Annotated in this window: 26 protein-coding genes, 11 tRNA genes and 1 pseudogene; 37 read left to right on the top strand and 1 reads right to left on the bottom strand. The window is 40.4% G+C overall.

Annotated elements, in window-relative coordinates; all coding sequences use genetic code 11:
• The first annotated feature begins 3 nt into the window (after window positions 1–3).
• The 35 genes and pseudogenes from O3633_RS07240 to rpmH all read left to right on the top strand — a co-directional run bounded on the left by O3633_RS07240 (window position 4) and on the right by rpmH (window position 23,134).
• Window positions 4–74, top strand: a tRNA-Gly gene (locus tag O3633_RS07240).
• A 36-nt stretch (window positions 75–110) separates the two neighbouring features.
• A tRNA-Ile gene (locus tag O3633_RS07235) sits at window positions 111–184 on the top strand.
• Between the two features lie 9 nt (window positions 185–193).
• A tRNA-Glu gene (locus O3633_RS07230) sits at window positions 194–265 on the top strand.
• A gap of 6 nt (window positions 266–271) precedes the next feature.
• Window positions 272–361, top strand: a tRNA-Ser gene (locus O3633_RS07225).
• Window positions 362–371: 10 nt separating this feature from the next.
• Window positions 372–445 (top strand) — tRNA-Met (locus tag O3633_RS07220).
• Window positions 446–448: 3 nt separating this feature from the next.
• Window positions 449–521, top strand: a tRNA-Phe gene (locus tag O3633_RS07215).
• 12 nt (window positions 522–533) lie between these two features.
• Window positions 534–614, top strand: a tRNA-Tyr gene (locus O3633_RS07210).
• An 11-nt stretch (window positions 615–625) separates the two neighbouring features.
• A tRNA-Trp gene (locus tag O3633_RS07205) sits at window positions 626–696 on the top strand.
• A 13-nt stretch (window positions 697–709) separates the two neighbouring features.
• Window positions 710–782 (top strand) — tRNA-His (locus O3633_RS07200).
• A gap of 13 nt (window positions 783–795) precedes the next feature.
• Window positions 796–867, top strand: a tRNA-Gln gene (locus O3633_RS07195).
• A 9-nt stretch (window positions 868–876) separates the two neighbouring features.
• Window positions 877–960: transfer RNA gene (locus O3633_RS07190), tRNA-Leu, on the top strand.
• 157 nt (window positions 961–1,117) lie between these two features.
• Window positions 1,118–2,269: an N-acetylglucosamine-6-phosphate deacetylase gene (gene nagA, locus O3633_RS07185; RefSeq protein WP_049530205.1), complete on the top strand. Its 1,152-nt coding sequence runs from the start codon at window positions 1,118–1,120 to the stop codon at window positions 2,267–2,269.
• 163 nt (window positions 2,270–2,432) lie between these two features.
• Window positions 2,433–2,810, top strand: coding sequence for a DUF1033 family protein (locus O3633_RS07180; protein WP_007555701.1), 378 nt, complete (start codon window positions 2,433–2,435; stop codon window positions 2,808–2,810).
• 58 nt (window positions 2,811–2,868) lie between these two features.
• Complete coding sequence (gene comGA, locus O3633_RS07175) at window positions 2,869–3,807, top strand: competence type IV pilus ATPase ComGA (RefSeq protein WP_006146774.1); 939 nt, start codon at window positions 2,869–2,871, stop codon at window positions 3,805–3,807.
• Window positions 3,731–4,774 (top strand): competence type IV pilus assembly protein ComGB, encoded by a 1,044-nt coding sequence (comGB, locus tag O3633_RS07170; protein ID WP_371620837.1) that lies wholly within the window; start codon window positions 3,731–3,733, stop codon window positions 4,772–4,774. The genes comGA and comGB overlap by 77 nt, the downstream gene beginning before the upstream one ends.
• Window positions 4,775–5,098: a competence type IV pilus major pilin ComGC gene (gene comGC / locus O3633_RS07165; RefSeq protein ID WP_320692970.1), complete on the top strand. Its 324-nt coding sequence runs from the start codon at window positions 4,775–4,777 to the stop codon at window positions 5,096–5,098.
• The gene (comGD, locus tag O3633_RS07160) at window positions 5,061–5,495 is read left to right on the top strand and encodes a competence type IV pilus minor pilin ComGD (protein WP_049529717.1); all 435 of its coding nucleotides are present in this window, start codon (window positions 5,061–5,063) and stop codon (window positions 5,493–5,495) included. Before comGC ends, comGD begins: the two co-directional genes overlap by 38 nt.
• Window positions 5,458–5,760 (top strand): competence type IV pilus minor pilin ComGE, encoded by a 303-nt coding sequence (comGE, locus tag O3633_RS07155; protein ID WP_049529718.1) that lies wholly within the window; start codon window positions 5,458–5,460, stop codon window positions 5,758–5,760. Before comGD ends, comGE begins: the two co-directional genes overlap by 38 nt.
• Window positions 5,723–6,184 (top strand): competence type IV pilus minor pilin ComGF, encoded by a 462-nt coding sequence (gene comGF / locus O3633_RS07150; protein WP_371620836.1) that lies wholly within the window; start codon window positions 5,723–5,725, stop codon window positions 6,182–6,184. Before comGE ends, comGF begins: the two co-directional genes overlap by 38 nt.
• The gene (gene comGG, locus O3633_RS07145) at window positions 6,162–6,599 is read left to right on the top strand and encodes a competence type IV pilus minor pilin ComGG (RefSeq protein WP_049529720.1); all 438 of its coding nucleotides are present in this window, start codon (window positions 6,162–6,164) and stop codon (window positions 6,597–6,599) included. Before comGF ends, comGG begins: the two co-directional genes overlap by 23 nt.
• A 109-nt stretch (window positions 6,600–6,708) precedes the next feature.
• Entirely contained in the window at window positions 6,709–7,410 is a 702-nt protein-coding gene (locus tag O3633_RS07140) for a histidine phosphatase family protein (RefSeq protein WP_049529721.1), read from the top strand.
• 189 nt (window positions 7,411–7,599) lie between these two features.
• Entirely contained in the window at window positions 7,600–9,306 is a 1,707-nt protein-coding gene (locus tag O3633_RS07135; protein WP_320692969.1) for an ABC transporter ATP-binding protein, read from the top strand.
• Window position 9,307: 1 nt separating this feature from the next.
• Window positions 9,308–11,074, top strand: a complete 1,767-nt coding sequence (locus tag O3633_RS07130) for an ABC transporter ATP-binding protein (RefSeq protein WP_371620835.1) — start codon at window positions 9,308–9,310, stop codon at window positions 11,072–11,074.
• A 137-nt stretch (window positions 11,075–11,211) separates the two neighbouring features.
• Window positions 11,212–11,901 carry a gamma-glutamyl-gamma-aminobutyrate hydrolase family protein gene (locus O3633_RS07125; protein ID WP_070889112.1) on the top strand — a complete coding sequence of 230 codons (690 nt, stop codon included), beginning with the start codon at window positions 11,212–11,214 and terminating at the stop codon, window positions 11,899–11,901.
• Window positions 11,902–12,072: 171 nt separating this feature from the next.
• Window positions 12,073–13,422: a glucose-6-phosphate isomerase gene (locus tag O3633_RS07120; RefSeq protein WP_000018239.1), complete on the top strand. Its 1,350-nt coding sequence runs from the start codon at window positions 12,073–12,075 to the stop codon at window positions 13,420–13,422.
• A gap of 183 nt (window positions 13,423–13,605) precedes the next feature.
• Entirely contained in the window at window positions 13,606–14,406 is an 801-nt protein-coding gene (locus O3633_RS07115; protein WP_038804195.1) for an SDR family oxidoreductase, read from the top strand.
• Window positions 14,407–14,468: 62 nt separating this feature from the next.
• Window positions 14,469–16,295, top strand: a complete 1,827-nt coding sequence (locus tag O3633_RS07110; RefSeq protein WP_371620840.1) for a BglG family transcription antiterminator — start codon at window positions 14,469–14,471, stop codon at window positions 16,293–16,295.
• The gene (locus O3633_RS07105) at window positions 16,295–16,792 is read left to right on the top strand and encodes a transcriptional regulator GutM (protein ID WP_049548210.1); all 498 of its coding nucleotides are present in this window, start codon (window positions 16,295–16,297) and stop codon (window positions 16,790–16,792) included. Before O3633_RS07110 ends, O3633_RS07105 begins: the two co-directional genes overlap by 1 nt.
• Window positions 16,789–17,334, top strand: coding sequence for a PTS glucitol/sorbitol transporter subunit IIC (srlA, locus tag O3633_RS07100; RefSeq protein WP_001106813.1), 546 nt, complete (start codon window positions 16,789–16,791; stop codon window positions 17,332–17,334). The genes O3633_RS07105 and srlA overlap by 4 nt, the downstream gene beginning before the upstream one ends.
• A 13-nt stretch (window positions 17,335–17,347) precedes the next feature.
• The gene (gene srlE, locus O3633_RS07095; RefSeq protein WP_000120696.1) at window positions 17,348–18,328 is read left to right on the top strand and encodes a PTS glucitol/sorbitol transporter subunit IIB; all 981 of its coding nucleotides are present in this window, start codon (window positions 17,348–17,350) and stop codon (window positions 18,326–18,328) included.
• A gap of 97 nt (window positions 18,329–18,425) precedes the next feature.
• Window positions 18,426–18,797 (top strand): PTS glucitol/sorbitol transporter subunit IIA, encoded by a 372-nt coding sequence (locus O3633_RS07090; protein WP_049478985.1) that lies wholly within the window; start codon window positions 18,426–18,428, stop codon window positions 18,795–18,797.
• A 196-nt stretch (window positions 18,798–18,993) separates the two neighbouring features.
• Window positions 18,994–19,470 (top strand): annotated as a pseudogene (locus tag O3633_RS07085) (glucose-6-phosphate isomerase); the annotation flags it as partial.
• Window positions 19,471–19,599: 129 nt separating this feature from the next.
• Window positions 19,600–21,060, top strand: a complete 1,461-nt coding sequence (gltX, locus tag O3633_RS07080) for a glutamate--tRNA ligase (protein WP_049529725.1) — start codon at window positions 19,600–19,602, stop codon at window positions 21,058–21,060.
• Window positions 21,061–21,640: 580 nt separating this feature from the next.
• The gene (locus O3633_RS07075; RefSeq protein WP_049529726.1) at window positions 21,641–22,855 is read left to right on the top strand and encodes a pyridoxal phosphate-dependent aminotransferase; all 1,215 of its coding nucleotides are present in this window, start codon (window positions 21,641–21,643) and stop codon (window positions 22,853–22,855) included.
• A 144-nt stretch (window positions 22,856–22,999) separates the two neighbouring features.
• Entirely contained in the window at window positions 23,000–23,134 is a 135-nt protein-coding gene (gene rpmH / locus O3633_RS07070; RefSeq protein WP_000831905.1) for a 50S ribosomal protein L34, read from the top strand.
• A 183-nt stretch (window positions 23,135–23,317) separates the two neighbouring features.
• Here the strand turns inward: rpmH and kimA are convergent, their stop codons facing one another.
• Window positions 23,318–25,162, bottom strand: coding sequence for a potassium transporter KimA (gene kimA, locus O3633_RS07065; protein ID WP_049529727.1), 1,845 nt, complete (start codon window positions 25,160–25,162; stop codon window positions 23,318–23,320).
• 154 nt (window positions 25,163–25,316) lie between these two features.
• Between kimA and O3633_RS07060 the strand changes: the two genes are divergently transcribed.
• Together O3633_RS07060 and rnmV are read left to right on the top strand one after the other, a co-directional pair.
• Entirely contained in the window at window positions 25,317–26,093 is a 777-nt protein-coding gene (locus tag O3633_RS07060) for a TatD family hydrolase (protein WP_371620834.1), read from the top strand.
• Window positions 26,090–26,653, top strand: coding sequence for a ribonuclease M5 (gene rnmV, locus O3633_RS07055; RefSeq protein WP_371620833.1), 564 nt, complete (start codon window positions 26,090–26,092; stop codon window positions 26,651–26,653). The genes O3633_RS07060 and rnmV overlap by 4 nt, the downstream gene beginning before the upstream one ends.
• Window positions 26,654–26,725: the final 72 nt, after the last annotated feature.

The raw sequence follows: 26,725 nt of genomic DNA, 5'->3' as shown, positions 1-26,725 counted from the left end.
TTAGCGGGTGTAGTTTAGTGGTAAAACTACAGCCTTCCAAGCTGTTGTCGCGAGTTCGATTCTCGTCACCCGCTTTGAACATATAGTTCATTTACCAAGTTATTTAACTTGGGCGCGTAGCTCAGGTGGTTAGAGCGCACGCCTGATAAGCGTGAGGTCGGTGGTTCGAGTCCACTCGTGCCCATTGAAATATGGTCCGTTGGTCAAGGGGTTAAGACACCGCCTTTTCACGGCGGTAACACGGGTTCGAATCCCGTACGGACTATTTATTGGAGGATTACCCAAGTCCGGCTGAAGGGAACGGTCTTGAAAACCGTCAGGCGTGTAAAAGCGTGCGTGGGTTCGAATCCCACATCCTCCTTTATTATTAACGCGGGATGGAGCAGCTCGGTAGCTCGTCGGGCTCATAACCCGAAGGTCGTAGGTTCAAATCCTGCTCCCGCAATAAGGCTCGGTAGCTCAGTTGGTAGAGCAATGGATTGAAGCTCCATGTGTCGGCGGTTCGATTCCGTCTCGCGCCATTTAAATATTTTGGAAGGGTAGCGAAGAGGCTAAACGCGGCGGACTGTAAATCCGCTCCTTCGGGTTCGGGGGTTCGAATCCCTCCCCTTCCATAACCTTAACTACGGGCATAGTTTAAAGGTAGAACTAAGGTCTCCAAAACCTTCAGTGTGGGTTCAATTCCTACTGCCCGTGTTTTAAAATTATGGCGGGTGTGGTGAAGTGGTTAACACACCAGATTGTGGCTCTGGCATGCGTGGGTTCGATCCCCATCACTCGCCTATTTTATATTATTGGGGTATAGCCAAGCGGTAAGGCAAGGGACTTTGACTCCCTCATGCGTTGGTTCGAATCCAGCTACCCCAGTTACTATTTGCCGGCGTGGCGGAATTGGCAGACGCGCTGGACTCAAAATCCAGTGTCCGCAAGGACGTGCCGGTTCGACCCCGGCCGCCGGTATAGTTTTAGAGACAAGGTTTTGGACCTTGTCTTTTTTGTTGAACAATTTATTAAAATTTCACTAAAAAAGGTCTATACCATTTACAAATTGTTTTGAAAGGTTTATAATGTAATTGACATAATAAATAGTAGATTATTTCTTAAGGAGGTTATCATTATGCCTAAGTATATTAAAGCTGATCAATTTTTCTATCCACATGGTATTCGTCGTGGAGGTTATTTGGAACTTATTGATGGCAAGTTTGGTAAGCACGTTGAAGAGATTTCGGATGATGCAGAAATTTTAGACTACTCTGGTTACAGCATTGCACCGGGTCTAGTTGATACACACATTCACGGTTTTGGTGGTGTCGACGTTATGGATAATAATATCGAAGGTACACTTCATACGATGAGTGAAGGCCTTCTTAGCACAGGTGTTACCAGTTTCTTACCAACTACACTAACTTCATCATACGAACAATTGCTGGCTGTTACTGAAAACATTGGTGCACGCTATCAAGAAGCATCTGGTGCTAAGATTCGTGGGATTTATTTTGAAGGACCTTACTTCACCGAAGAATTTAAGGGCGCTCAAAATCCTGCCTATATGAAAGATCCACGTATGGATGAGTTCCGCTCTTGGCAGAAGGCTGCTAATGGTCTTCTAAATAAAATTGCTCTTGCACCTGAACGTGAAGGTGTTGAGGATTTTGTACGTACAATTACTGGTGAAGGTGTAACTGTTGCTCTTGGTCACTCTAATGCTACCTTTGATGAAGCTAAAAAAGCTGTTGATGCCGGGGCTAGTGTTTGGGTTCATGCCTATAATGGAATGCGTGGCTTAACACACCGCGAACTTGGTATGGTTGGTGCGATGTATGAATTACCACACACTTATGCAGAATTGATTTGTGATGGTCATCACGTGGATCCTAAGGCTTGCGAAATTCTTCTTAAACAAAAAGGAACTGAAAATATTGCCCTTATCACTGACTGTATGACAGCAGGTGGTTTGCAAGATGGCGATTATATGTTAGGTGAATTTCCAGTTGTAGTTGCAAATGGGACTGCTCGCCTTAAATCTACAGGTAACTTGGCAGGTTCCATTCTCAAACTTAAAGATGGTTTGAAAAATGTTGTTGAGTGGGGAATTGCAAATCCTCATGAAGCAGTCATGATGGCTAGTCTGAACCCAGCAAAATCAGTTCATATTGATGACGTTTGCGGACAAATCCGTGAAGGCTACGATGCTGACTTTATCGTTCTTGATAAGGATTTGGAATTGGTAGCAACTTACCTTGATGGTGAAAAACGTTATCAAGCATAAAAATATATAGCAGTGACTAGTCTTAGTTGCTGCTTTTATTTTGATAATTTATAGATTGATTTAGTCGAAGAAAAATATTCTAAGGTTGTTGTTGAAAACGAGCAAAATTCTTTCATTGTTCTCAAAATTTCGCTATAATATACGGTACAAAGGAAGTTAAACTATGTATCGAGTTATAAAAATGTACGGAGATTTTGAACCGTGGTGGTTTATAGAAGGCTGGGAAGACGACGTCATTGCGAGCAAAAAATTTGATAACTATTATGACGCCTTGAAATATTATAAGTCTTGTTGGTTTGAGTTAGAAAAGGAGATTCCCCTTTACAAAAGTAGAGGAGATTTGATGACTATTTTTTGGGATCCAGAAGATAAACGCTGGTGTGAAGAATGCGATGAATTTCTTCAGCAATATCATTCCTTGGCTTTGTTGGAAGATGGTCAAGTCATTCCTGATGAAAAATTTAGACCTGGTTACGAAAAGCAGACTGGTTTAGAAATCCACCGTACTTGTCGCATAAAAAAAGAAGAAACAACTTTTTAATGAAGTTGTTTCTTCTTTTTTTATATTTTCTTCGAATAATAAGAGTGAGGAGGAAGATATGGTACAAACACTTGCACAAGAATTGATTACACTGGCCAAAAAACAAGGAGCTCAGGACATCTATTTTGTTCCTAAAGAAAAGATTTATGAGCTACATATGCGAGTTGGAGATGAGAGACATTTGATTAACACCTATGACTTTGAAAAGTTGGGGGCTGTCATTAGTCATTTTAAGTTTATTGCGGGGATGAACGTTGGAGAAAAACGCCGTAGTCAGCTTGGTTCCTGTGATTATCAGCATGGAGACAAGGTTTCTTCATTACGTTTATCGACGGTGGGAGATTATCGTGGTCATGAGAGTCTAGTAATCCGGCTTTTGCATGATCAAGAACAAGAGTTGCGCTTCTGGTTTCAGGACCTTATAGAACTGGAAAAGGGCTTTAGGCAACGTGGGCTTTATCTTTTTGCAGGTCCTGTAGGAAGTGGGAAGACAACTCTGATGCATGAATTAGCCAAGTCATTGTTTAAGGGACAACAGGTCATGTCTATTGAAGATCCGGTCGAGATTAAGCAGGAAGAGATGCTGCAATTACAACTCAATGAAGCTATCGGACTGAGCTATGAAAACTTGATAAAACTTTCCCTACGACATCGTCCAGATCTTTTAATTATTGGAGAAATTCGAGATAGTGAAACAGCCCGTGCCGTTGTACGAGCTAGTCTGACAGGTGCCACGGTATTCTCGACAATCCATGCCAAGAGTGTTCGTGGGGTTTATGAGCGCCTCTTAGAACTTGGTGTTAGTGAAGATGAACTTGCAATTGTTTTACAAGGTGTTTGTTACCAGAGACTAATCGCGGGAGGAGGAATTATTGATTTTGCAAATGGAAATTATCAAGAACACCAGGCAGAAAAGTGGAATGGACAAATTGACCAGCTTCTTAAAGAAGGACATATCACTGCCCTTCAAGCTGAAACGGAGAAAATTAGCTACTAGTAAGCAGAAGAAAATCATCACTCTCTTTAACAATTTATTTTCGAGTGGTTTTCATCTGGTAGAAATCATTTCCTTTCTAGATAGAAGTCTCTTGTTGGAAAAGGACTATGTATCGCAGATGCGTCTAGGACTTGCGCAGGGAAAGTCTTTTTCGGAAATGATGAGTCATTTAGGTTTCTCGAGTGCGATTGTCACGCAACTTTCATTGGCTGAAGTTCATGGAAATCTCCATTTGAGTTTGGGGAAAATTGAAGAATATTTGGATAATCTTGCTAAGGTCAAGAAGAAGTTAATTGAAGTTGCGACCTACCCACTTATTTTGCTAGCTTTCTTACTGCTCATTATGATGGGTTTGCGAAATTATCTCTTGCCTCAACTGGATAGTAGCAACATAGCTACCTTAGTGATTAGCAATCTACCACAGATTTTTCTTGGGATTACTCTAACACTAAGTCTTGCATCTTTAACAGGACTGATATTTTACAGAAAATCTAAGAAGATACAAGTCTTTTCTTTTCTAGCTAAAATTCCCTTTCTAGGTGTATTTGTTCAGTATTATCTGACGGCCTATTATGCTCGAGAATGGGGTAATATGATTGGTCAAGGTCTGGAGCTATCACAGATTTTTCAGATGATGCAGGAGCAAGGAAATCCTCTTTTTAAGGAAATCGGACATGATTTATCCCTGTCCTTGCAAAATGGGCATGAATTTTCTATGGTTGTGCGGAATTATCCTTTTTTTAGAAGAGAGTTGGGACTAATCATTGAATATGGAGAGGTCAAGTCCAAGTTGGGAAGCGAATTGGAAATCTATGCAGAAAAAACGTGGGAATCCTTCTTTACTCGAGTTAATCGTACTATGAACTTAGTTCAACCCCTGGTCTTTATTTTTGTAGCTCTGCTAATCGTTTTATTGTACGCAGCTATGTTGCTGCCTATGTATCAAAATATGGAGGTAAATTTTTAGATGAAAAAAATGTTGATGAAATTAAAGAAAGCCAAGGCAAAAGCTTTTACACTGGTAGAAATGCTAGTTGTATTGCTCATCATTAGCGTCCTACTCTTACTGTTTGTGCCAAACCTAACTAAGCAAAAGGATGCAGTGAATGATAAGGGGAAAGCAGCAGTCGTCAAGGTGGTAGAAAGCCAAGCTGAACTCTATACTCTAGATAAAAATGAGGATGCTAGTCTAAGTAAACTAGAGGCAGATGGACGCATCACTGCTGAGCAAGCAAAAGCCTATAAGGAATACCATGCAAAACAAAAGACAAGTCAAACAGTTGCGGATTAGGGCTTTTACCATGCTAGAAAGTTTATTAGTCTTAGGAATAGCTAGTATGTTAGCCTTGGGCTTGTCAAGTTCAGTTCAATCAACTTTTGCAGCTGTGGAAGAACAGATTTTCTTTATGGAGTTTGAGGAACTTTATCGAGAAACCCAGAAGCGAAGTCTGGCTAGTCAGCAGAAGATCAACTTGATTTTGGAAGAGAGAAGTATTGGAAATGGCTATCAGAAATTAGCCATTCCAAAAGGAATTCAATTGCAGTCTAATCAATCAATTTCCTTTGACAAGGCTGGAGGAAATTCGTCTCTTGCAAGTGTGAGATTTCAAACAAGGAAAGAAGTAGTTCGCTACCAACTATATCTAGGAAATGGAAAGATTAAACGTATTCAAGAAGCAAAAAATTAAGGCGGTTATTTTACTGGAGGCAGTGATTTCACTAGCTATTTTTGCCAGTATTGCAACCCTCTTGCTGGGGCAGATTCAAGAAAGTAGACGACAGGAAGCAAGACTCTTAGAACAGGAAGAAGTTTTGCGAGTGGCTCGTATGGCTTTGCAGACTGGACAAAAGCAGTTGACGGTCAATGGGCTTACAGTTCATGTTGTATCGAATGAGCGAGGTTTGGAGGTGTATCATGGAACTGAAAAATTACTGGCGATTCAAGATAAGTAGAGTCAGAGCTTTTACACTTTTAGAATCCCTGGTTGCTCTTATTGTGATTAGTGGGAGTTTGCTCCTCTTTCAAGCTATGAGCCAACTATTGGTTTCAGAAGTTCGCTACCAGCAGAAAAGTGAGCAAAAAGAATGGCTCTTATTTGTGGATCAGCTGGAAGCAGAGCTGAATCGAGCCCAATTTGAAAAAGTAGAGAATGATAGACTTTACCTCAAACAGGATGGGAACCCCATTTCCATGGGGAAATCAAAGTCAGATGATTTTCGGAAAACAGATGCGAGTGGACGTGGCTATCAACCCATGGTCTACGGTCTGAAATCAGCTCGAATTCAAGAAAAAGGGCAGGAGCTGCACTTTCACTTTCAGTTTGAAAAGGGACTAGAGAGGGAGTTCATCTATCGTGTGGAAAAAGAAAAAAGTTAGAGCTGGAGTTCTCCTTTACGCGATTACTATTGCTGGAATTTTTAGTCTCTTGTTACAGTTTTATCTGAATCGACAAGTGGCTCATCATCAGGATTATGCACTGAATAAAGAAAAACTTCTTGCATTTGCAATGGCTAAGAGGACCTATGAAAAAGCTAGTTCTGAGAGTGGTCAGCAGTCATTTGATGCAGGAAAGGCAACTTATCGTAATGACCAAAAAGGATTTACAGCGATTGTTGACACCGGAAAAAAACAGTTTGATTTTCACTTTTCTCCTTTGAAAAAGACTGACGACAAGACGAAGAAAACAGAAAAAAAGTCAAAAGAAGAAAGCGAGAAGAAAAAAGAAGAACAGGTAAAAAATGAGACCACCGAGACATCTGAAGTTGCATCATCTAAGAATGACAAGACATAGATTATCAGATTTGTAGAATCTAGTTTAAGTGGTGATGTTGGACTCAGTGGGTTAGGACGAGGTTTTTGTCTGAAATCATGCTATAATAGATACATATGGAGGACGGAATATGTCAAGTGTAAAATTGTATCTAGTACGTCATGGGAAAACAATGTTTAATACAATCGGTCGTGCTCAAGGTTGGAGTGATACTCCCCTAACAGCTGAGGGAGAACGAGGTATTCATGAATTGGGGATTGGTTTGCGGGAATCAGGTTTAACCTTTGAACGTGCTTATTCAAGCGATTCTGGGCGGACCATTCAGACAATGGGAATTATCCTTGAAGAACTTGGTTTGACTGGGCAAATTCCTTATCGCATGGATAAGCGAATTCGTGAATGGTGCTTTGGTAGTTTTGATGGTGCTTATGATGGAGACCTTTTTATGGGTATCATCCCTCGAATCTTTAATGTAGATCATGTGCATCGTTTGTCCTATGCAGAGTTAGCTGAAGGTTTGGTAGAAGTGGACACAGCAGGTTGGGCTGAAGGTTGGGAAAAACTAAGTGGTCGTATCTGGGAAGGTTTTGAAGCCATTGCCAAGGAAATGGAAGCTAATGGGGGAGGGAATGCTCTCGTAGTCAGCCATGGAATGACTATTGGAACCATTGTTTATTTAATCAACGGCATGCATCCGCATGGCCTTGATAATGGAAGTGTGACGATTCTCGAGTACCAAGATGGTCAGTTCTCGGTCAAAATTGTTGGCGACCGTAGCTACCGTGAAATTGGACGAGTTAAGCTAGACGAGCAAGCTAGTTCAGAACAATAAAATTCAGCACTAAATTTAGAAGAATTTTTAAAGGATTGATAGAATGCTAATGTCGTGCTTGCACAAGCTTCTGAGAGCTGAGTGCTTTGACAATAGCATTCTTTTTTGTTAGAATAGCATCAACATGAAAGCATAAGAAGGGACTGACAGAGTTGTCGTTCCCTTTTGTCTATCTTAGAAGGGGGAAATATGCTGTTTCAGAAAATAAAAGCCTATAAATGGCAGGCTCTAGCTTCCTTAATTATGACAGGTCTAATGGTAACGAGTTCACTCTTGCAACCACGTTATTTGCAGAAAGTTTTAGAGGCACTGCTAACAGGTGATAATGAAGCTATTTATCATATTGGTTTTTGGTTAATCCTTGTTGCCTTGATTGGTTTGATTGCAGGTGGCATCAATGTTGTGTTAGCCGCCTACATTGCTCAAGGAGTCTCGTCAGACTTACGGGAAGATGCCTTTCGTAAGATTCAAACTTTTTCATACGCCAATATTGAGGAATTTAACGCAGGGAACCTTGTTGTTCGTATGACCAATGACATCAACCAGATTCAAAACGTAGTCATGATGACCTTCCAAATTCTCTTTCGACTACCACTTTTGTTTATCGGTTCCTTTATTCTAGCAGTTGTCACCCTACCTTCTCTATGGTGGGTGCTAGTTCTCATGGTCGTTCTGATTGTTGTCATAATGGGTTTTATGATGGGAGTGGTGGGACCACGCTTTGCAAAATTCCAGACCTTATTGGAGCGTATCAATGCCATTGCTAAAGAAAATTTGCGTGGTGTGCGCGTGGTTAAGTCTTTTGTCCGAGAAAAAGATCAGTTTGATAAATTTACGCAGGTGTCAGATGAATTATTGGGAGAAAACCTTTATATCGGTTATGCCTTTTCTGTTATGCAACCTGCAATGATGTTGATTTCTTACGGGGCTGTTTTTCTCTCAATCTGGCTTGTAGCAGGTATGGCAGAGTCAGATCCATCAGTCGTTGGTTCCATTGCTTCCTTCGTGAATTATCTGAGTCAGATTATCTTTACTATCGTTATGGTCGGATTTTTGGGGAATTCAGTTACTCGTGCCATGATTTCCCTTCGTCGTATTCGTGAAATCCTGGATACAGAACCGGCTATGACTTTCAAGGATGTGGAAGATGAAGAATTGGAAGGAAGTCTCAGTTTTGAAAATGTAACCTTCACCTATCCAAATGATGAAGAACCTATCCTAAAAGATGTATCTTTCGATATTGCAGCTGGTGAGATGGTTGGGGTTGTCGGAGCAACTGGTGCAGGTAAATCAACCTTGGCTCAGTTGATTCCACGACTGTTTGATCCTCAGCAAGGTTCGATCAAAATTGGTGGAAAGGACATTCGTACAGTTAGTGAAGGGACACTTCGCAAGACAGTCTCTATCGTTCTACAAAGAGCCATTCTCTTTAGTGGAACCATCGCAGATAATCTCAGACAAGGAAAGGGAGATGCGACAGTTTCAGAAATGGAACGCGCAGCTCGTATTGCCCAAGCGAGTGAATTTATTAGTCGCATGGAATTGGCTTTTGAAAGTCCGGTTGAGGAACGTGGAACTAACTTTTCTGGTGGACAAAAACAAAGAATGTCCATTGCGCGTGGGATTGTCAGCAATCCTAAGATATTGATTTTCGATGATTCAACCTCCGCCCTTGATGCCAAATCAGAACGTTTGGTCCAAGAAGCCCTCAACAAGGATTTGAAGGGGACGACTACGATTATCATCGCGCAAAAGATTAGCTCTGTTGTGCATGCGGATAAAATTTTAGTGCTTGACCAAGGGCGTTTGATTGGTCAAGGTAAGCATGCTGACTTGGTTGCAACAAACCCAGTTTATCGTGAAATTTATGAAACGCAAAAAGGAAAGGAGGAGTAGGATGAAGACATTTGAATTTTTTTGGAACTATTTTAAAGTTTACAAGATATCCTTTATCGTTGTCATTGCTATGATTATCATTGCAACGGTAGCCCAAGCCCTCTTTCCAGTATTTGCAGGTCAAACAGTCACAGAGCTGGCTAATTTGGTTATAGCCTATCAAAATGGAAATCCAGATATGGTTTGGCAAAGTCTCCTAGGACTCCTGCTCAATCTTGCCTATATTTTAATCGTTTTAGTAGTTTCTAGTCTTATCTATATGGTCTTGATGAGCCGCATTATTGCCGAATCTACAAATGAGATGCGTAAGGGACTTTTTGGCAAGCTTTCTCGCTTGACAGTTTCTTTCTTTGACCGCCATCAAGATGGTGATATCCTGTCACGTTTTACTAGTGATTTGGATAATATTCTCCAAGCTTTTAATGAAAGCCTTGTGTCTGTCATGACCAATATTGCCCTTTATATTGGCTTGCTGATTGTCATGTTCGCAAAAAATGTCACCTTGGCTTTAATCACAATTGCCAGCACTCCAATAGCTGTTATCATGTTGTTCTTTATCCTGAAGCTAGCGCGGAAATATACAAACCTCCAACAAAAGGAAGTTGGGAAGCTCAATGCTTATATGGATGAGAGTATCTCTGGACAAAAAGCAGTTATCGTTCAAGGTATCCAAGAAGATGTGATTGCTGGTTTTGTTGAGCAAAATGAACGAGTTCGAAAGGCCACTTTCAAGGGCAGAATGTTTTCAGGAATTCTCTTTCCTGTCATGAACGGAATGAGCTTGGTCAATACAGCTATTGTTATTTTTATCGGTTCAGCTGTCTTACTGAATGATAAGAACATCGAGACAGCAACTGCTCTGGGCTTGATTGTCATGTTTACTCAGTTCTCGCAACAGTATTACCAGCCCATTATCCAATTAGCAGCGAGCTGGGGAAGCTTGCAACTGGCCTTTACAGGTGCGGACCGTATCCAAGAAATGTTTGATGCAGAAGAAGAAATTCGACCTCAAGATGCTCCAGTATTTAACGAATTAAAAGAAGGTGTGGAGATTCGTAACGTGGACTTCTCCTACCTTCCAGGACAACCAATTTTGAAAGATGTTAGCATTTCAGCTCCAAAAGGAAAAATGATTGCGGTAGTTGGTCCGACAGGTTCAGGGAAAACAACTATCATGAACCTAATCAATCGTTTTTATGATGTGGATGCAGGAAGTATCAGCTTTGATGGCAGAGATATTCGCGAGTTTGATTTAGACAGTTTGCGAAGTAAGGTGGGAATTGTCTTGCAGGATTCTGTTTTGTTCAGCGGAACTATTCGGGACAATATTCGATTTGGAGTACCAGATGCTAGTCAGGAGATGGTAGAAGCAGCTGCTAAGGCTACGCATATCCATGAATATATCGAAAGTCTACCAGATAAGTACGATACTCTGATTAATGATGACCAGAGCGTCTTCTCAACCGGTCAGAAGCAGTTGATTTCCATCGCTCGAACCTTAATGACGGATCCCCAGGTCTTAATCTTGGATGAGGCAACATCAAACGTGGATACTGTAACAGAGAGCAAGATTCAAAATGCTATGGAGGCAATTGTGGCAGGAAGAACGAGCTTTGTGATTGCCCATCGCTTGAAAACTATTCTCAATGCCGATCAGATTATTGTCCTTAAGGATGGTGAGGTTATCGAACAAGGAAATCATCACGAATTACTCAAGCTTGGAGGCTTTTACTCCGAACTGTACCATAATCAATTTGTCTTTGAATAAGCAAAAAAGTTGTCCTAATTTTGGGCAACTTTTTCTGATAAAAAAATTTTATCACGGACTTAAAAAATACATATTAGACAGGAGTGGGTAAGGGTGATAAGATAAGATTATCAATGGAGAACGAAAGGAAGTCAGTAATGGTAAGAACAGTTGTTGGAGTAGCGGCAAACCTATGTCCTGTAGACGCAGAAGGAAAAAACATCCACTCATCTGTATCCTGTAAATTTGCTGAAAGTATTCGTCAGGTTGGCGGACTTCCTTTGGTCATTCCGGTTGGTGATGAGACACTTGTCCATGACTATGTAGAAATGATTGATAAGCTCATCTTGACTGGAGGACAAAATGTTCATCCTCAGTTTTATGGTGAGGAAAAAACAATTGATAGCGATGACTATAATCTAGCTCGCGACGAGTTTGAGCTAGCTCTTCTACAAGAAGCCTTGCGTCAGAACAAGCCAATCTTAGCCATTTGCCGTGGCGTTCAGTTGGTAAACGTTGCCTTTGGTGGTACACTCAATCAGGAGATTGAAGGTCATTGGCAAGGTCTACCTTTTGGAACTTCACATTCTATTGAAACAGTGGAAGGAAGTGTTGTGTCCAAGTTGTTTAGTAAAGAAAGTCAAGTAAACTCAGTTCATCGTCAAAGTATTAAAGACTTGGCACCTAATTTCCGCGTAACTGCAGTAGATCCACGTGACCAAACGATTGAAGCAATCGAATCTATCGATGAACACCGTATTATTGGTTTGCAGTGGCATCCAGAATTTTTGGTCAATAAAGAGGATGGCAACTTAGAATTATTTGAGTATTTATTGAATGAATTGTAACGACTGGAAACCTAGTCGTTTTTTTGTCTTATTTCGTTCAAATTTTAATATTGTAACATTTTTTACGCAAATGTTTAAATTATGATAAAATTTGGAAAAATTCAGTATAAAAACTTGAAAAAATCTAAGGTAAGGGTTATGATAGAAGAGAAGAAATTTTGGAGGAATATTATGTCACATATTAAATTTGATTATTCAAAAGTATTAGATAAATTTGTTGCACCACATGAACTAGATTATATGCAGCCTCAAGTGACTGCAGCAGATTCTGCTCTGAGAAATGGTACAGGTCCTGGGGCAGAAATGACTGGCTGGTTGAACTTACCTGAAGAATATGACAAAGATGAATTTGCTCGTATTCAAAAGGCTGCTGCTAAAATCCAATCTGATAGTGAGGTATTGATCGTAATCGGTATTGGTGGTTCCTATTTAGGAGCTCGTGCAGCTATTGATTTCTTGAATAATTCATTTGTAAACTTGCAAAGAAAGGAAGAACGCAAGGCACCTCAGATCCTCTATGCTGGAAACTCTATCTCTTCAAGCTATTTGGCTGATTTGGTAGACTATGTATCAGACAAAGATTTCTCAGTAAACGTGATTTCTAAATCAGGTACAACAACTGAACCGGCTATTGCTTTCCGTGTCTTCAAAGAACTCTTGGTTAAGAAGTACGGTCAAGAAGAAGCTAACCAACGTATCTACGCAACTACAGACCGCGCTAAAGGTGCAGTTAAGGTTGAAGCAGATGCTAATGGCTGGGATACTTTTGTAGTGCCTGATAGTGTAGGTGGTCGTTTTACAGTATTGACAGCAGTGGGGCTCTTGCCAATCGCAGCTGCAGGAGCTGATATCAGCAAGTTAATGGAAGGAGCAAATGCTGCTCGCAAGGCTTATGCTTCTGATAAGTTGGCTGAAAATGAAGCATATCAATATGCAGTTGTACGCAATATCTTGTACCGTAAAGGTTATCTGACAGAAGTTCTAGCTAACTATGAACCATCTCTGCAATACTTCTCTGAGTGGTGGAAGCAACTGGCTGGTGAGTCAGAAGGGAAAGACCAAAAAGGGATTTATCCAACTTCAGCTAACTTCTCAACAGACTTGCACTCTCTGGGACAATTTATCCAGGAAGGTACCCGTATCCTCTTTGAAACAGTTATCCGTGTAGATAAACCTCGCAAAAATGTGCTGATTCCTGAATTGGCAGAAGACTTGGACGGTCTTGGCTACTTGCAAGGAAAAGATGTTGACTTTGTCAATAAAAAAGCTACAGATGGAGTGCTGTTAGCACACACTGATGGTGGAGTTCCAAATATGTTTGTGACACTGCCTGAGCAAGATGAGTTCACTTTGGGCTACACTATTTACTTCTTTGAGTTGGCTATTGCTCTTTCTGGCTACCTGAATGGTATCAATCCATTTGACCAGCCTGGAGTTGAAGCTTATAAGAAAAACATGTTTGCTCTTCTTGGGAAACCAGGCTTTGAAGAGCTGGGTGCTGAGTTGAATGCACGCCTTTGATTCTCATATGCTTTGAGTTCATTTAGAATATAAAAAGATCCACAAGTTCATTTCTTGTGGATTTTTAGTACAAGCCTCTTAATTAGTTTATTATTTTTTTTAAAAGTGTAAAAAAGAGTGTCTTAATTCTTTTATGAAAGCGCTGTATAATTGCCTTGTAAATAAAATTTGAGAGGTATCAAAATGAATGATTGGTTAAACATAAAAGGCAAAACAGTTCTTGTGACTGGCGCGTCATCTGGGATCGGTAAGGCAATCGTTGAAGAATTGCTGGAATTAGGAGTCAATGTAGCGAATTTTGATCTTAGCGACAACGATTTGCGTCACCCGAATCTATTATTTGTAAAAGTTGATGTAACTTCTCGCTCTGAAGTAGAAGAGGGTGTTGCCAAAATAGTTGAAAGATTTGGCAATATTGATGCGGTAGTCAATAATGCAGGGATTAATGTTCCCAGATTATTAATTGATGCAGAAAATCCTAAAGGTCCTTACGAGTTAGACGATGAAACGTTTGAAAAAGTAACAATGATTAATCAAAAAGGTTTGTATTTGGTTAGTCAGGCAGTAGGACGTATTTTAGTGAAAAATGGAAAAGGTGTAATTGTGAACATGGCTTCAGAAGCAGGCTTGGAAGGTTCTGAAGGACAAAGTGCCTATGCTGCAACAAAAGCAGCAGTCTATAGTTACACTCGTTCATGGGCGAAAGAGCTGGGTAAGCATGGTGTACGTGTGGTTGGAATTGCTCCAGGAATTATGGAAGCTACGGGACTTCGAACTCTTTCTTATGAGGAAGCTCTTGCTTATACCCGTGGAAAGACGGTAGAAGATATTCGAGCTGGTTATGCTTCAACTTCAACAACTCCTTTGGGACGAAGTGGTAAACTACGGGAAGTAGCTGATCTTGTAGCATTCTATATTTCAGATCGTTCTAGCTATATAACTGGAGTCACTACAAATATTGCTGGAGGGAAAACTCGCGGTTAAAAAAATGAAGGTGAGGAAGAGAGTTGACCTTAGTAAATCGATGGTATAACATTTTAGAAAAAATGGTCTCACAGCCAACTTATTCCATGATAGATATGCGCTCAGAGCTGGATATTAGTATGCAAACCTTGCAAAAGAGTATCCAACAATTAAATGATGTTTTGGCTCCTAATATCCAGATTATCTCACAAGATGATAAGTTAATGTTAGAAGTGTATGACTATACAGAGTTGGAAAGGATTTTATCTGGTAGTTTAAAACAGGAGAGTGACTTCAATTCTTCCAGTAAAAGAATTGCCTATTTACTAAAACGTTTAATTAAGTCAAACTCCCCTCTTCTTATTGACGACTTGGCTGAGGAAGCAGGTGTTAGTAGAAGTACCCTTAATAAGGATTTAAAACAAGTAAAATCTTTGGCAGAGAGTTACTCTATCACTATTTCAGGAAAGCCCAACCGTGGGCTGGAGGTCTTGGGGGACGAGCTGAATTTGCGCTTGCTCTATATTCACCAAGTGGCCCCTTACTTTGAAGGAAGGACACTCACCGAGGCAACATCTTCTTTTCTGGAGACGCTACTCCAGGAGTATAAAATCCCGAAAGAAACAAAGGAACTCCTTCGAAAGACCATTTCAATTATGGTGGAGCGTATTCATGCATCTAGGGTGTTGAGTTGTCCTATTCCTTACTATAGGAATGATTTAACAGAGACCCCTTTGGTTGAGAAATTAATCTATCATATTGTGATGACTTATAAGATTTCCCTCAGTCAGTTTGAAATAGACTTTTTGTGTTTTCCTTTTAATGTCCGTTTTATTGACACTTTAAGCAAGCCGTCTTATCAATCTGAACAGCTTGCAAACATTTTTCAAGGGATTGTCAAGAAAGTCAAAGAAACAATGTTGGTTAACTTTGATGATGAAGAATTATTTGAAGAAATCAAGTCTCATCTAGGCCCCTTAATCAATCGACTGATTTTCCATGTGCAAGCTAATGATATATTTCATGGCGAGGTTCAAACTCAATATCCTTTTGCTTTTGAAATGGCGAAAATTGCTGGAGAAGAACTATCTGCAATTTTTGGTTCTGAATTGGAATTATCTGAAATCGGATATTTGGCTTTGTATTTTGAAATGATTTTAAGAAAGCAAAACTCTATTGTAAATAGTTCTCGCAAGCAGATAGCTGTAGTTTGCACAACAGGAAGAGGAACTGCTGCGATGATTATTCAGCAACTCAGACGAATCCTTGGAAATGATGTAGACATTACTCAGTATTCTGAAGAGGATTTTAATGTGGATTTGAATCAGGACTATTTCGCGATTTTTACGACAGTTCCTCTAAAATATAAAGATTCTAAATCTCCAGTCATTCAAGTTAATCATCTTTTTGATGATCAATGGTTGCGGGAAGAATGGCAGAGAGCCAATGCTTTTCATCAAAGAAATCTAGAAACAGTCAGCTTACGATTTGTTCGATTAGGTCCACAAAAAACCTATCATCAATACTTGCTAAATATGGTTGCAGAGTTAGAGAAACTTCAGATGATTGATGAAGGTTTTAGAAATCGGATAATTGATAGGGAGAAAAAACAATCAACCGTTTTTGGCGGAGGAATTGCTTTTCCCCATACAATTAACCAAGGTTATGCAAAAACTATTTTAATGTTTGGAAAACTAGAAGAGCCTTATCAAAAAGGAGATGATTGGATTGAATTTATCTTTCTAGTCGCTATACCCTCAGAAATTGAAAGAAAAATGGAAAGTGAATTGCTGGAATTGTATGACGACATTTTTCGAATTGCAGGAGAGCCTTCTCTAAAAGAAGCATTGAGGGCTGTAGAAACAGAGACAGAATTTCTATCATTTTCTAAGAGCAAAGGAGTATTTTAATGAATTCGCTAATAATTTTCGCTGTATTTGTCATGGCAGCTTATATATTTCAAATGTTCCTCGGCTGGCAGCAACTCAAAGACTTCAATAAGACCTATACGATGCTCCGGAAACTGGGGCGCGTAGCGATTGGCAGAAAATCCGGAAGAATCAAATCCGGTACGATTGTCATGTTCGCGGTTGATGAAAACGGTCGGGTTCTTAAAGCTAGCAAAATGCAAGGAGTCACAATCTTAGCGCGTTTTCAAAATATGGACGATTATGTTGGAGAAGACATCCATTATTTTGACAAGTATAATCCTCTTGTGAGAAAAGAAAATAAGTTGATGCAATCAGCTATAGAAGATGCTAGAAAAGTCTATCTTTGGCATGAGGCAGGTATTGAGAAAGAGACAAGTTCTTCTGATTCTTTTCTGGGATTCGGCTTTTATGCGGATTACTTACAATTATCTATTAAACAGTTATTTAAAAAAAATAAGAAAAGGAGTTCCTTATGAATTACATTACAGAATTTGCAGAGAGTTTTATGAAACTCTTCCAATTAGGTGGAGAAACCTTTATTAGCTGGATGACAAATATTGTACCTCTTGTCTTGATGCTATTGATTGCAATGAATACCCTTATCGCTTTCTTGGGAGAAGAGAAGGTCAATTCCTTGGCTAAGATTTCTGCCAAAAATCCTGTTAGCCGGTATATGATTTTACCTTTCATTTCAGCTTTTATGCTGGGAAATCCGATGGCAATCAGTATGGGACGTTTCTTACCAGAATATTATAAACCTAGTTTTGTAGCAGCTCAGATGCAGTTTTGCCATACTTCAAATGGTGTATTTCCACATATCAATCCTGGGGAATTATTTGTATGGATGGGAATTGCGACAGGAATTCAAACTTTAGGTTTAAGTCAAATGGACTTAGCCATTCGTTACATGCTTGTTGGGCTTGTCATGAACTTTGTAGGTGGTTGGGTAACCGATTTTACAACTGCTTATGTAGCAAAACAGCAAGGTGTTACCTTGAGTAAAACATTTGATTTATAGAAAGAGTGAAATTATGTCATATAAGAGTATAAAAGTTGTTAAAGGAAATGGCGGTTTCGGAGGACCTTTGGTCATTACACCTAGTGAAGCTAAGCATAAATTCATCTATATTACTGGTGGCGGAGAAAAGCCAGATATTGTAGATAAAATTGCTGATTTGACCGGTATGGAAGCTGTTAATGGGTTTAAAACTTCTATCCCAGATGAGGAAATTGCTTTAGCAATCGTGGATTGTGGCGGTACTCTTCGCTGTGGTATTTATCCTAAAAAGGGAATCCCTACAATAAATATTGTCGCTACAGGGAAAAGTGGGCCTCTAGCTCAATATATAACCGAGGAAATCTATGTGTCAGCAGTTGGCCTTAATCAAATTTCTGCTGCTAATGAAGACGAAAAAGCGACAACTGTGGTAACTGAAAAGCCAACTTACGATACTAGTAAAAAAATTACAGAGCAAAAAGCTGAAACAAGTATTGTAGCACGAATTGGGATGGGGGCTGGTAAGGTCGTTGCAACTTTCAACCAGGCTGCTCGTGAAGCCATCCAAACAATGCTCAATACAATAATTCCTTTCATGGCCTTTGTTTCCTTGCTGATTGGGGTTATTCAAGGATCTGGTGTTGGAAATTGGCTGGCAAAATTAATGGTTCCCCTAGCGGGGAACATCTGGGGACTCGTTTTAATTGGCTTTATCTGTTCCTTACCATTCCTATCTCCTTTGTTAGGTCCCGGAGCTGTTATTAGTCAGATTATTGGAACTTTAATTGGAGTCGAAATCGGAAAAGGGACTATTCCGCCCCAAATGGCTCTGCCAGCTTTATTTGCTATCAACACTCAAAACGGTTGTGATTTCATTCCTGTAGCACTCGGCCTATCTGAAGCCAAGGCTGAAACAGTTGAGGTTGGTGTCCCTTCGGTACTTTATTCACGCTTTCTCAATGGTGTTCCGCGAGTGCTAGTTGCTTGGATAGCTAGTATTGGTCTTTATCAGTAGACCTTTGATAGATGCCTGAAAACAGAGAACTATTATGTTAAACTTATCTATAAGCCTAAGTTTATGACAAATTAGAGAAAGTATGAATAGAAATCAGATGAAGAAAATTTTTGAAACTAAAGTAATTCAAGTAGGGTCTGAAGCTCAGAATATGATTCAAGATGCCAATATGCTCATTTTATTTGGAGAAGAAGCACCAGAAGATTTATCAGAGTATTGTTTTAAGATTGATAACAAAAATCTGCTAGGTTCAATACTAGAAGGTGGCAAGCTGGTGGTAGATAATCAGGAATATTCGATTAGTTCCGTAGGAAATGTAGTAGAAAAAAATTTAACTGGACTGGGACATATCACGATTTCTTTTGATGGTTCAAAAGAGGGGAGCCTTCCTGGTACACTCCATGTTGTAGCAGAGCAAGCGGTAGTAATTGAGAAAGGTTCTACTATTCAGATTTTTGAAACTGCTTGACCATAATAAAATTTCAAATCAAGCAACTTAGAAAAATAAAAGTCTAAAAAATTGATTCAGAGCCTGGACAAAAAGTCCAGGCTTCTCGGTCTAAATTAGAAAAAATAGATGACGCAGTGGTTGATTGGCAAGTCAATCAAACTAGCCAGTCAGTGTAAGGGAATTTCCAGCAGATGCATCCACAAGGGGTGCTTGAACAGAAGGGAAAGACCAAAAAGGTATCTACCCAACTTCAGCTAACTTCTCAACAGACTTGCACTCATTGGGTCAATTTATCCAAGAAGGAACTCGTATCATGTTTGAAACAGTTGTCCGCGTTGACAAACCTCGTAAGAACGTGATCATCCCTACTTTGGAAGAAGATCTTGATGGACTTGGTTACCTTCAAGGAAAAGACGTTGACTTTGTAAACAAAAAAGCTACTGATGGTGTTCTTCTTGCCCACACAGATGGTGACGTGCCAAACATGTACGTGACTCTTCCTGAGCAAGATGCCTTCACTCTTGGTTACACGATCTACTTCTTCGAATTGGCAATTGCCCTTTCAGGTTACTTGAATGCCATCAACCCATTTGACCAACCAGGTGTTGAAGCCTACAAACGTAACATGTTTGCCCTTCTTGGTAAACCAGGATTTGAAGAATTGAGCAAAGAACTCAACGCTCGTCTATAATAGAATAAAAAAGAGTGGTTTTCCACTCTTTTTACTTTTTCTCGAAAAGAGAAATTGGACTCTGGCAAGACTTGTGATATAATATAGAGAGCAAAAAGGCAGACGCCTAGAGACTTTATAGGAGAAGATATGTCAAAAGATATTCGTGTGCGTTATGCACCAAGTCCAACAGGACTATTACACATCGGTAATGCCCGTACAGCATTGTTTAACTATTTGTATGCACGCCACCATGGTGGAACTTTTATTATCCGTATCGAAGATACTGACCGCAAACGTCATGTCGAAGACGGAGAACGTTCACAGCTTGAAAACCTTCGTTGGTTAGGCATGGACTGGGATGAAAGTCCAGAAACTCATGAAAACTACCGCCAGTCTGAGCGTTTGGACTTGTATCAAAAATATATCGACCAACTCTTAGCTGAAGGAAAAGCCTACAAATCTTACGTTACAGAAGAAGAGTTGGGAGCAGAACGTGAACGCCAAGAAGCAGCAGGTGAAACACCTCGCTACATCAACGAATACCTTGGTATGAGCGAAGAAGAAAAAGCAGCTTATATCGCAGAACGTGAAGCGGCAGGCATCATCCCAACGGTTCGTTTGGCTGTCAATGAGTCTGGTATTTACAAGTGGCATGACATGGTCAAAGGTGATATCGAATTTGAAGGTGGCAATATCGGTGGGGACTGGGTTATCCAAAAGAAAGATGGTTACCCAACTTACAATTTTGCCGTTGTCATTGATGACCACGACATGCAAATTTCTCACGTTATCCGTGGAGATGACCACATTGCCAATACACCAAAACAGCTCATGGTCTATGAAGCGCTTGGATGGGAAGCACCTGAGTTTGGTCACATGACCTTGATTATCAACTCTGAAACTGGTAAGAAGTTATCTAAACGTGATACTAACACCCTTCAATTTATCGAAGATTACCGCAAGAAAGGCTACCTTCCAGAAGCAGTCTTTAACTTCATCGCCCTTCTTGGCTGGAACCCTGGCGGGGAAGACGAAATCTTCTCTCGTCAAGAACTCATCAAGCTCTTTGATGAAAACCGTCTCAGCAAGTCTCCAGCAGCCTTCGATCAGAAGAAAATGGACTGGATGAGCAATGAGTACATTAAGAATGCGGATCTTGAGACTATCTTTGAAATGGCCAAACCATTCCTCGAAGCAGCGGGACGTTTGACAGACAAGGCTGAGAAATTGGTGGAGCTCTACAAACCACAAATGAAGTCAGTGGACGAAATTGTTCCATTGACAGACCTTTTCTTCTCAGACTTCCCAGAATTGACCGAAGCTGAGCGAGAAGTCATGGCTGGTGAAACCGTTCCGACTGTACTTGAGGCTTTCAAAGCGAAACTCGAAGCCATGTCAGACGATGAGTTTGTGGTAGAAAATATCTTCCCGCAAATCAAAGCAGTTCAAAAAGAAACAGGTATCAAAGGGAAGAACCTCTTCATGCCAATCCGTATCGCTGTTTCAGGTGAGATGCATGGGCCAGAATTACCAGAAACCATCTACTTGCTTGGTCGCGAAAAATCAATCCAACATATCGAAAAAATGTTGGCAGAGATTGCAAAATAAGCTAAGTTCCGACTACTTTTGGCTATAGTAATTGTAGGACTTAGTTCAGAGAGAATCACAAGGTTCTCTCTTTTTTATTGTCAAAGTAGAATCATATTCAATTAAATGTTTAGGTGGCGCTTTAAAAAGAGTTATTTTTATATGTACTTATTTGAAAATGCAAAAGTTTTAGTGTATAATACTAAGTGACAGGGCAGGGAAAGAAGTCAGTGATATGGTAAAATTCTTTACAAACAGACTCGAATTAGCCCAGACATCGTCTATGTTGTTTGTTGAGTCGACTTATTTTTTCTTTGCGCTTTGCTGGACACAGGAAGAAATTCATGAGTTCATGCAACTATCATCCATAACGATGCCTTCGTTTTCGATTCGAAGTTTATGTGCGAGACTTTAGATTTAGATGTATATCTTGCTAGAGGTGCATATTTTTCTCTTTCTTCTCCCAAAAATAGAAAGAAATCGACCTTGCTCTGTTTACCTTGCGTTAAGCAAGGTTTTTTTGTGGAATAGTACTGGGCGATTTACGATTTTTCTATCAAGTGGTATAATATTAACTATTCTGATGAATTGAGGAAATCAAATGAAAGAATTTAACAAATCAATCAAATTAGAGCATGTGGCTTACGACATCCGTGGTCCAGTCCTTGAGGAAGCCATGCGTATGCGAGCAAATGGGGAAAAAATCCTTCGCTTGAATACAGGAAACCCAGCTGAGTTTGGCTTTACAGCACCAGATGAGGTCATCCATGATTTGATTATGAATGCGCGTGATAGTGAAGGTTATTCGGACTCAAAAGGTATCTTTTCAGCCCGTAAAGCAATTATGCAATATTGCCAATTGAAAAAATTCCCTAATGTAGGCATCGATGATATCTACCTTGGAAATGGTGTGAGTGAGTTGATTGTCATGTCCATGCAAGGTCTCTTGGACAATGGCGATGAAGTCTTGGTTCCAATGCCTGACTATCCTCTCTGGACAGCTGCAGTTAGCTTGGCTGGAGGAAATGCCGTTCACTACGTCTGTGATGAAGAAGCTGAATGGTATCCAGACCTAGATGACATTAAGTCTAAGATTAGTTCAAATACTAAGGCTATCGTTTTAATCAATCCAAATAATCCAACGGGAGCCCTCTATCCTAAAGAACTCTTACTAGATATCATTGAGATTGCTCGTCAAAATGACTTGATTATCTTTGCGGATGAAATTTACGACCGTATGGTTATGGACGGCAATGTCCACACACCAGTAGCAAGTCTAGCACCAGACCTTTTCTGTGTCAGCATGAATGGTCTGTCTAAATCTCACCGTATCGCTGGTTTCCGTGTAGGTTGGATGGTCTTGTCTGGGCCTAAACATCATGTAAAGGGCTATATTGAAGGTCTCAACATGCTTTCAAACATGCGCCTTTGTTCCAACGTCTTGGCTCAACAGGTTGTTCAAACTTCACTCGGTGGTCACCAATCGGTGGACGAATTACTCTTGCCGGGTGGTCGTATCTATGAACAAAGAAACTTTATTTATAATGCCATTCAAGATATTCCAGGTTTGTCCGCGGTTAAACCTAAAGCGGGTCTTTATATCTTCCCTAAAATTGACCGCAATATGTACCGTATCGATGATGATGAGCAGTTTGTCCTTGATTTCTTGAAGCAAGAAAAGGTGCTTTTGGTTCATGGACGAGGATTTAACTGGAGAGAACCAGATCACTTCCGTATCGTTTATCTGCCACGTGTAGATGAGTTAGCCCAAATCCAAGAAAAGATGACCCGTTTCTTGAAACAGTATCGTAGATAAGGCTTTCATAGCAAAAAAGCTGGAAACATTTGTCAGAGCTATTGACAAATGCAAAAGAATCAGATAGAATAGTAAAGTATGTTTAGTAACTGATCACTTTATAGCCGGCTAAACGAATACAAAATCTATGAGGAGGTATTCATCGTGAAACGTACTTATCAACCAAGTAAACTACGTCGTGCGCGTAAACACGGATTCCGTAACCGTATGTCAACTAAAAACGGTCGTCGCGTCTTGGCAGCTCGTCGTCGTAAAGGACGCAAAGTTTTGGCTGCATAATCCAAACGAATTCAACAAAGAAGTCAGTAGGAACTCGAGTCTACTGGCTTTTCTGTTTATCTAAAAGAGAGAAACTTCTATGGCAATTGATGTAATCTGAAAACTGTAGAAGATGCATTGGAAAGACGATCAATAGAAAAAGCTCAAAATCAGGAGGTGATTTCTCTGATTTTGAGCTTTTCTTTATTCTTTCAAATGATAAGAGTAGCTGGCAACGACGACATCTTCGTGCCATCTGAGAGCATATTTTAATTTGAGACTCATTTGATTGTGGAGGATATTTTGCCAAGGTTTGTTAGGGATAAATTGGGGTACTAGAACTGTGACTGTGTAGTTCTTTTTCTTGGCTTCTTGAGAGATTTTTCGAACATATCGAACTGTAGGTGTGATGATATCGCGATAGCTGGTAGTAATGTTTTTTAAAGTGATATTTGGAAAGTAGCCAGCAAATTCTTGGAGGATTTCTTGGTCTTTTTCTTCGGTTTCCTTGGTGGAAATGTGCATGGCCAAAACTTCATCTCCAATACTTTGAGCATAGTTAATAGCTCCGACGCTTACTCGAGTAACATTTCCCACTAAGACAAGGACGACATTGCCATCGTAGGTTTTCTTTTGAATTCCTTCATAGAGTCGAAGCTGTTTAGCTACCTTTTGGTAATGACTGTGGATGGACAAAAAGAGGAAGGTTAGGACCAGGATGATTGGGAAGAAGGGCCAAATATCTCCAAGTCTAAAGAAGAGTAGGATAAGAACGATAGCATAACAAATGATAGCGCCAAGGATATTTGCGAAGGCAGATTTTAAGAAATGAGAGCCTTTTTCTTTTTTCCAGTGGCGAATCATTCCTGTTTGAGAAAGGGCAAAAGGAACAAAAACTCCGATAGTATAAAGAGGAATTAAGCGTTCCGTATTTCCGTTAAAAATGAGCAGAAGGATCATAGCACCGAAGGCCAAGGTCAAAATACCGTTTGAATAACCAAGGCGGTCTCCCTTTTCCATAAAGAGATGGGGCATGTACTTGTTCTTGGCCATATTGTAAGCTAACATCGGAAAGGCAGAAAAACCAGTATTTGCAGCAACGGCTAGGATTAGGGCTGTTGAGAATTGGAAGAGATAATAAACAATCTGACCGAGAGCTGAATTTCCTAGAATTCCTTTCGCCATTTGTGAAAGGATTGTTTCTCCGTGTTGAGGAGTAATTCCCATCCAGTAGTTTAAGAAGGTAATCCCTGCAAATAGAAATCCAAGGATCAGAGACATGATGGTTAGTGTCTGGGCAGCGTTCTTCTCTTTGGGAGTTTTGAAAAACGGAACAGCGTTTGAGATAGCTTCAACTCCAGTTAGTGAAGCCGAACCGCTGGTGAAGGCTCTTAAAATGAGAATAATTGAGAGACTTGGGACGGTTTGACCAATTGCAGAAGTTGCATGATAGCTGAGAGAACCTGTCAATAGTTGGAAGATACCAAACAATAAGAGGAAGACGGTACTAAAGATAAAGAGATAGACAGGGATCATCAGAGAACTGGCAGATTCCTTCAAGCCTCGCAGATTCAAAAGCATGAGCAAACATACTAGAAAAATGGAGATGTGGAGGTTGTAAGGGTGGAGAGCAGGGAGGGCAGCTGTGATCGCATCAGCACCTGCAGCTACGGATACGGCAACTGTTAGCATGTAGTCAACAAGCAGACTTCCCCCAGCAATCAAACCTAGCTCAGGGGAGAGGTTTTCTCGAGTAACCATATAGGCACCCCCACCTTGAGGGTAGGCGTGAATGATTTGCCGATAAGATATCGTCAGGCTAGCTAATAGTAAGAGGACAAAAATGCCGATAGGAAGACTCCACCAAATAGCGAGGGGAGAAAGACTAGCCAAGACAAGAACGACCTGCTCAGGTCCATAAGCGATAGAAGATAGAGCATCGCTTGAGAGCATTGCGAGTGCTTGTGTTTTTCCAAGAAGTCCTCCTTCACCTTCTGTTAAGGATTTAAGGGGACGACCGATAAAAGTATATTTTAGTTTTGTAAACATTCTCTTTCCTTTTCTAAAAAATTCAACAAGAGTTATTATACTGCTATGAAAAAAGGCCGTCAAGGGAAAATGATTGATTTCAAAATATTTTTTCCTATAAGAATGAGACTAGTTTTTTGGTATAATAGAAGGTAGAAAAAACGAGGGAATATAAATGATTTTTGATACGCATACCCACTTGAATGTGGAAGAATTTTCAGGAAGAGAAGCAGAAGAAATAGCCTTAGCAGCTGAAATGGGTGTGACTCGGATGAATATTGTTGGTTTTGACAAACCAACCATTGAACGTGCCTTGGAATTGGTGGAAGAATATGACCAACTTTATGCGACGATTGGTTGGCATCCAACGGAAGCAGGAACCTATACAAGGGAAGTTGAGAATTACTTGCTAGAAAAACTAAAACATCCAAAAGTTGTTGCCTTGGGGGAGATTGGTTTGGACTATCACTGGATGACGGCACCTAAAGAAGTGCAGGAGCAAGTTTTCCGTCGTCAGATTCAGCTGTCTAAGGAACTGGACTTACCTTTTGTGGTTCACACACGTGATGCGCTCGAAGATACCTATGAAATTATTAAGAGTGAGGGAGTTGGTCCGCGTGGCGGCATCATGCATTCCTTCTCAGGTTCTTTGGATTGGGCTGAGAAGTTTGTGGAGCTTGGCATGACCATTTCCTTTTCTGGGGTCGTTACCTTCAAGAAGGCGACAGATATTCAGGAAGCAGCCAAAGAGTTACCTTTGAATAAGATTTTGGTAGAAACGGATGCACCTTATTTGGCCCCAGTACCCAAGCGTGGGCGTGAAAATAAGACAGCTTACACGCGCTATGTAGTAGACTTTATTGCAGACTTGCGTGGCATGACAACAGAAAAATTAGCTGCTGCGACAAGTGAAAATGCCGAACGAATCTTTGGATTGGAAAGTAAATCATGAAAGAGAAAATATCCCAAGTCATCGTAGTCGAGGGACGTGATGATACGGCCAATTTAAAACGCTACTTTGATGTTGAGACCTATGAGACTCGTGGATCGGCTATCAATGAAGAAGATCTTGAACGAATCCAACGTTTACATGAACGTCATGGGGTGATTGTTTTTACAGATCCTGATTATAATGGGGAACGAATCCGGCGCCTGATTATGACCGCTATCCCAACAGTTCAGCATGCCTTTCTCAAACGTGATGAGGCAGTTCCTAAGTCCAAGACCAAGGGACGTTCTCTGGGAATCGAGCATGCCAGTTACGAAGACTTGAAGACAGCACTAGAACAAGTCACCGAGCAGTTTGAAGCAGAAAGCGACTTTAATATTAGCCGTAGTGACTTGATTCGCCTTGGTTTTCTAGCTGGAGCAGACAGCCGAAAACGCAGAGAATATCTAGGAGAAAACCTTCGTATCGGTTATTCCAATGGGAAACAACTCCTCAAACGTTTGGAATTGTTTGGCATCGGTTTAGCTGAAGTTGAAGATGCCATGAAATCGTATGAGAATTGAGAAACCGTCCCAAAATGTAGGGGGAATATGATACAATAGAAGTAATCATATACGGTTTAATCAGGCTTGGTA

Source organism: Streptococcus sp. 27098_8_22 (assembly GCF_041432415.1).
Classification (GTDB): domain Bacteria; phylum Bacillota; class Bacilli; order Lactobacillales; family Streptococcaceae; genus Streptococcus; species Streptococcus pseudopneumoniae_M.
This window is presented reverse-complemented; position numbering and strand designations above follow the sequence as displayed.

Coding starts and splice junctions, on each gene's coding strand:
- rnmV (WP_371620833.1), top strand. CDS start 26,090: ATGAAAGAGAAAATATCCCAAGTCATCGTAGTCGAGGGACGTGATGAT.
- comGB (WP_371620837.1), top strand. CDS start 3,731: ATGGACAAATTGACCAGCTTCTTAAAGAAGGACATATCACTGCCCTTC.
- kimA (WP_049529727.1), bottom strand. CDS start 25,162: ATGTTTACAAAACTAAAATATACTTTTATCGGTCGTCCCCTTAAATCC.
- srlA (WP_001106813.1), top strand. CDS start 16,789: ATGAATTACATTACAGAATTTGCAGAGAGTTTTATGAAACTCTTCCAA.
- O3633_RS07120 (WP_000018239.1), top strand. CDS start 12,073: ATGTCACATATTAAATTTGATTATTCAAAAGTATTAGATAAATTTGTT.
- gltX (WP_049529725.1), top strand. CDS start 19,600: ATGTCAAAAGATATTCGTGTGCGTTATGCACCAAGTCCAACAGGACTA.
- O3633_RS07125 (WP_070889112.1), top strand. CDS start 11,212: ATGGTAAGAACAGTTGTTGGAGTAGCGGCAAACCTATGTCCTGTAGAC.
- comGE (WP_049529718.1), top strand. CDS start 5,458: ATGGAAAGATTAAACGTATTCAAGAAGCAAAAAATTAAGGCGGTTATT.
- comGC (WP_320692970.1), top strand. CDS start 4,775: ATGAAAAAAATGTTGATGAAATTAAAGAAAGCCAAGGCAAAAGCTTTT.
- O3633_RS07060 (WP_371620834.1), top strand. CDS start 25,317: ATGATTTTTGATACGCATACCCACTTGAATGTGGAAGAATTTTCAGGA.
- comGF (WP_371620836.1), top strand. CDS start 5,723: ATGGAACTGAAAAATTACTGGCGATTCAAGATAAGTAGAGTCAGAGCT.
- O3633_RS07130 (WP_371620835.1), top strand. CDS start 9,308: ATGAAGACATTTGAATTTTTTTGGAACTATTTTAAAGTTTACAAGATA.
- O3633_RS07090 (WP_049478985.1), top strand. CDS start 18,426: ATGAAGAAAATTTTTGAAACTAAAGTAATTCAAGTAGGGTCTGAAGCT.
- O3633_RS07110 (WP_371620840.1), top strand. CDS start 14,469: ATGGTCTCACAGCCAACTTATTCCATGATAGATATGCGCTCAGAGCTG.
- O3633_RS07115 (WP_038804195.1), top strand. CDS start 13,606: ATGAATGATTGGTTAAACATAAAAGGCAAAACAGTTCTTGTGACTGGC.
- O3633_RS07075 (WP_049529726.1), top strand. CDS start 21,641: ATGAAAGAATTTAACAAATCAATCAAATTAGAGCATGTGGCTTACGAC.
- O3633_RS07140 (WP_049529721.1), top strand. CDS start 6,709: ATGTCAAGTGTAAAATTGTATCTAGTACGTCATGGGAAAACAATGTTT.
- O3633_RS07105 (WP_049548210.1), top strand. CDS start 16,295: ATGAATTCGCTAATAATTTTCGCTGTATTTGTCATGGCAGCTTATATA.
- srlE (WP_000120696.1), top strand. CDS start 17,348: ATGTCATATAAGAGTATAAAAGTTGTTAAAGGAAATGGCGGTTTCGGA.
- nagA (WP_049530205.1), top strand. CDS start 1,118: ATGCCTAAGTATATTAAAGCTGATCAATTTTTCTATCCACATGGTATT.
- comGA (WP_006146774.1), top strand. CDS start 2,869: ATGGTACAAACACTTGCACAAGAATTGATTACACTGGCCAAAAAACAA.
- comGD (WP_049529717.1), top strand. CDS start 5,061: ATGCAAAACAAAAGACAAGTCAAACAGTTGCGGATTAGGGCTTTTACC.
- O3633_RS07180 (WP_007555701.1), top strand. CDS start 2,433: ATGTATCGAGTTATAAAAATGTACGGAGATTTTGAACCGTGGTGGTTT.
- O3633_RS07135 (WP_320692969.1), top strand. CDS start 7,600: ATGCTGTTTCAGAAAATAAAAGCCTATAAATGGCAGGCTCTAGCTTCC.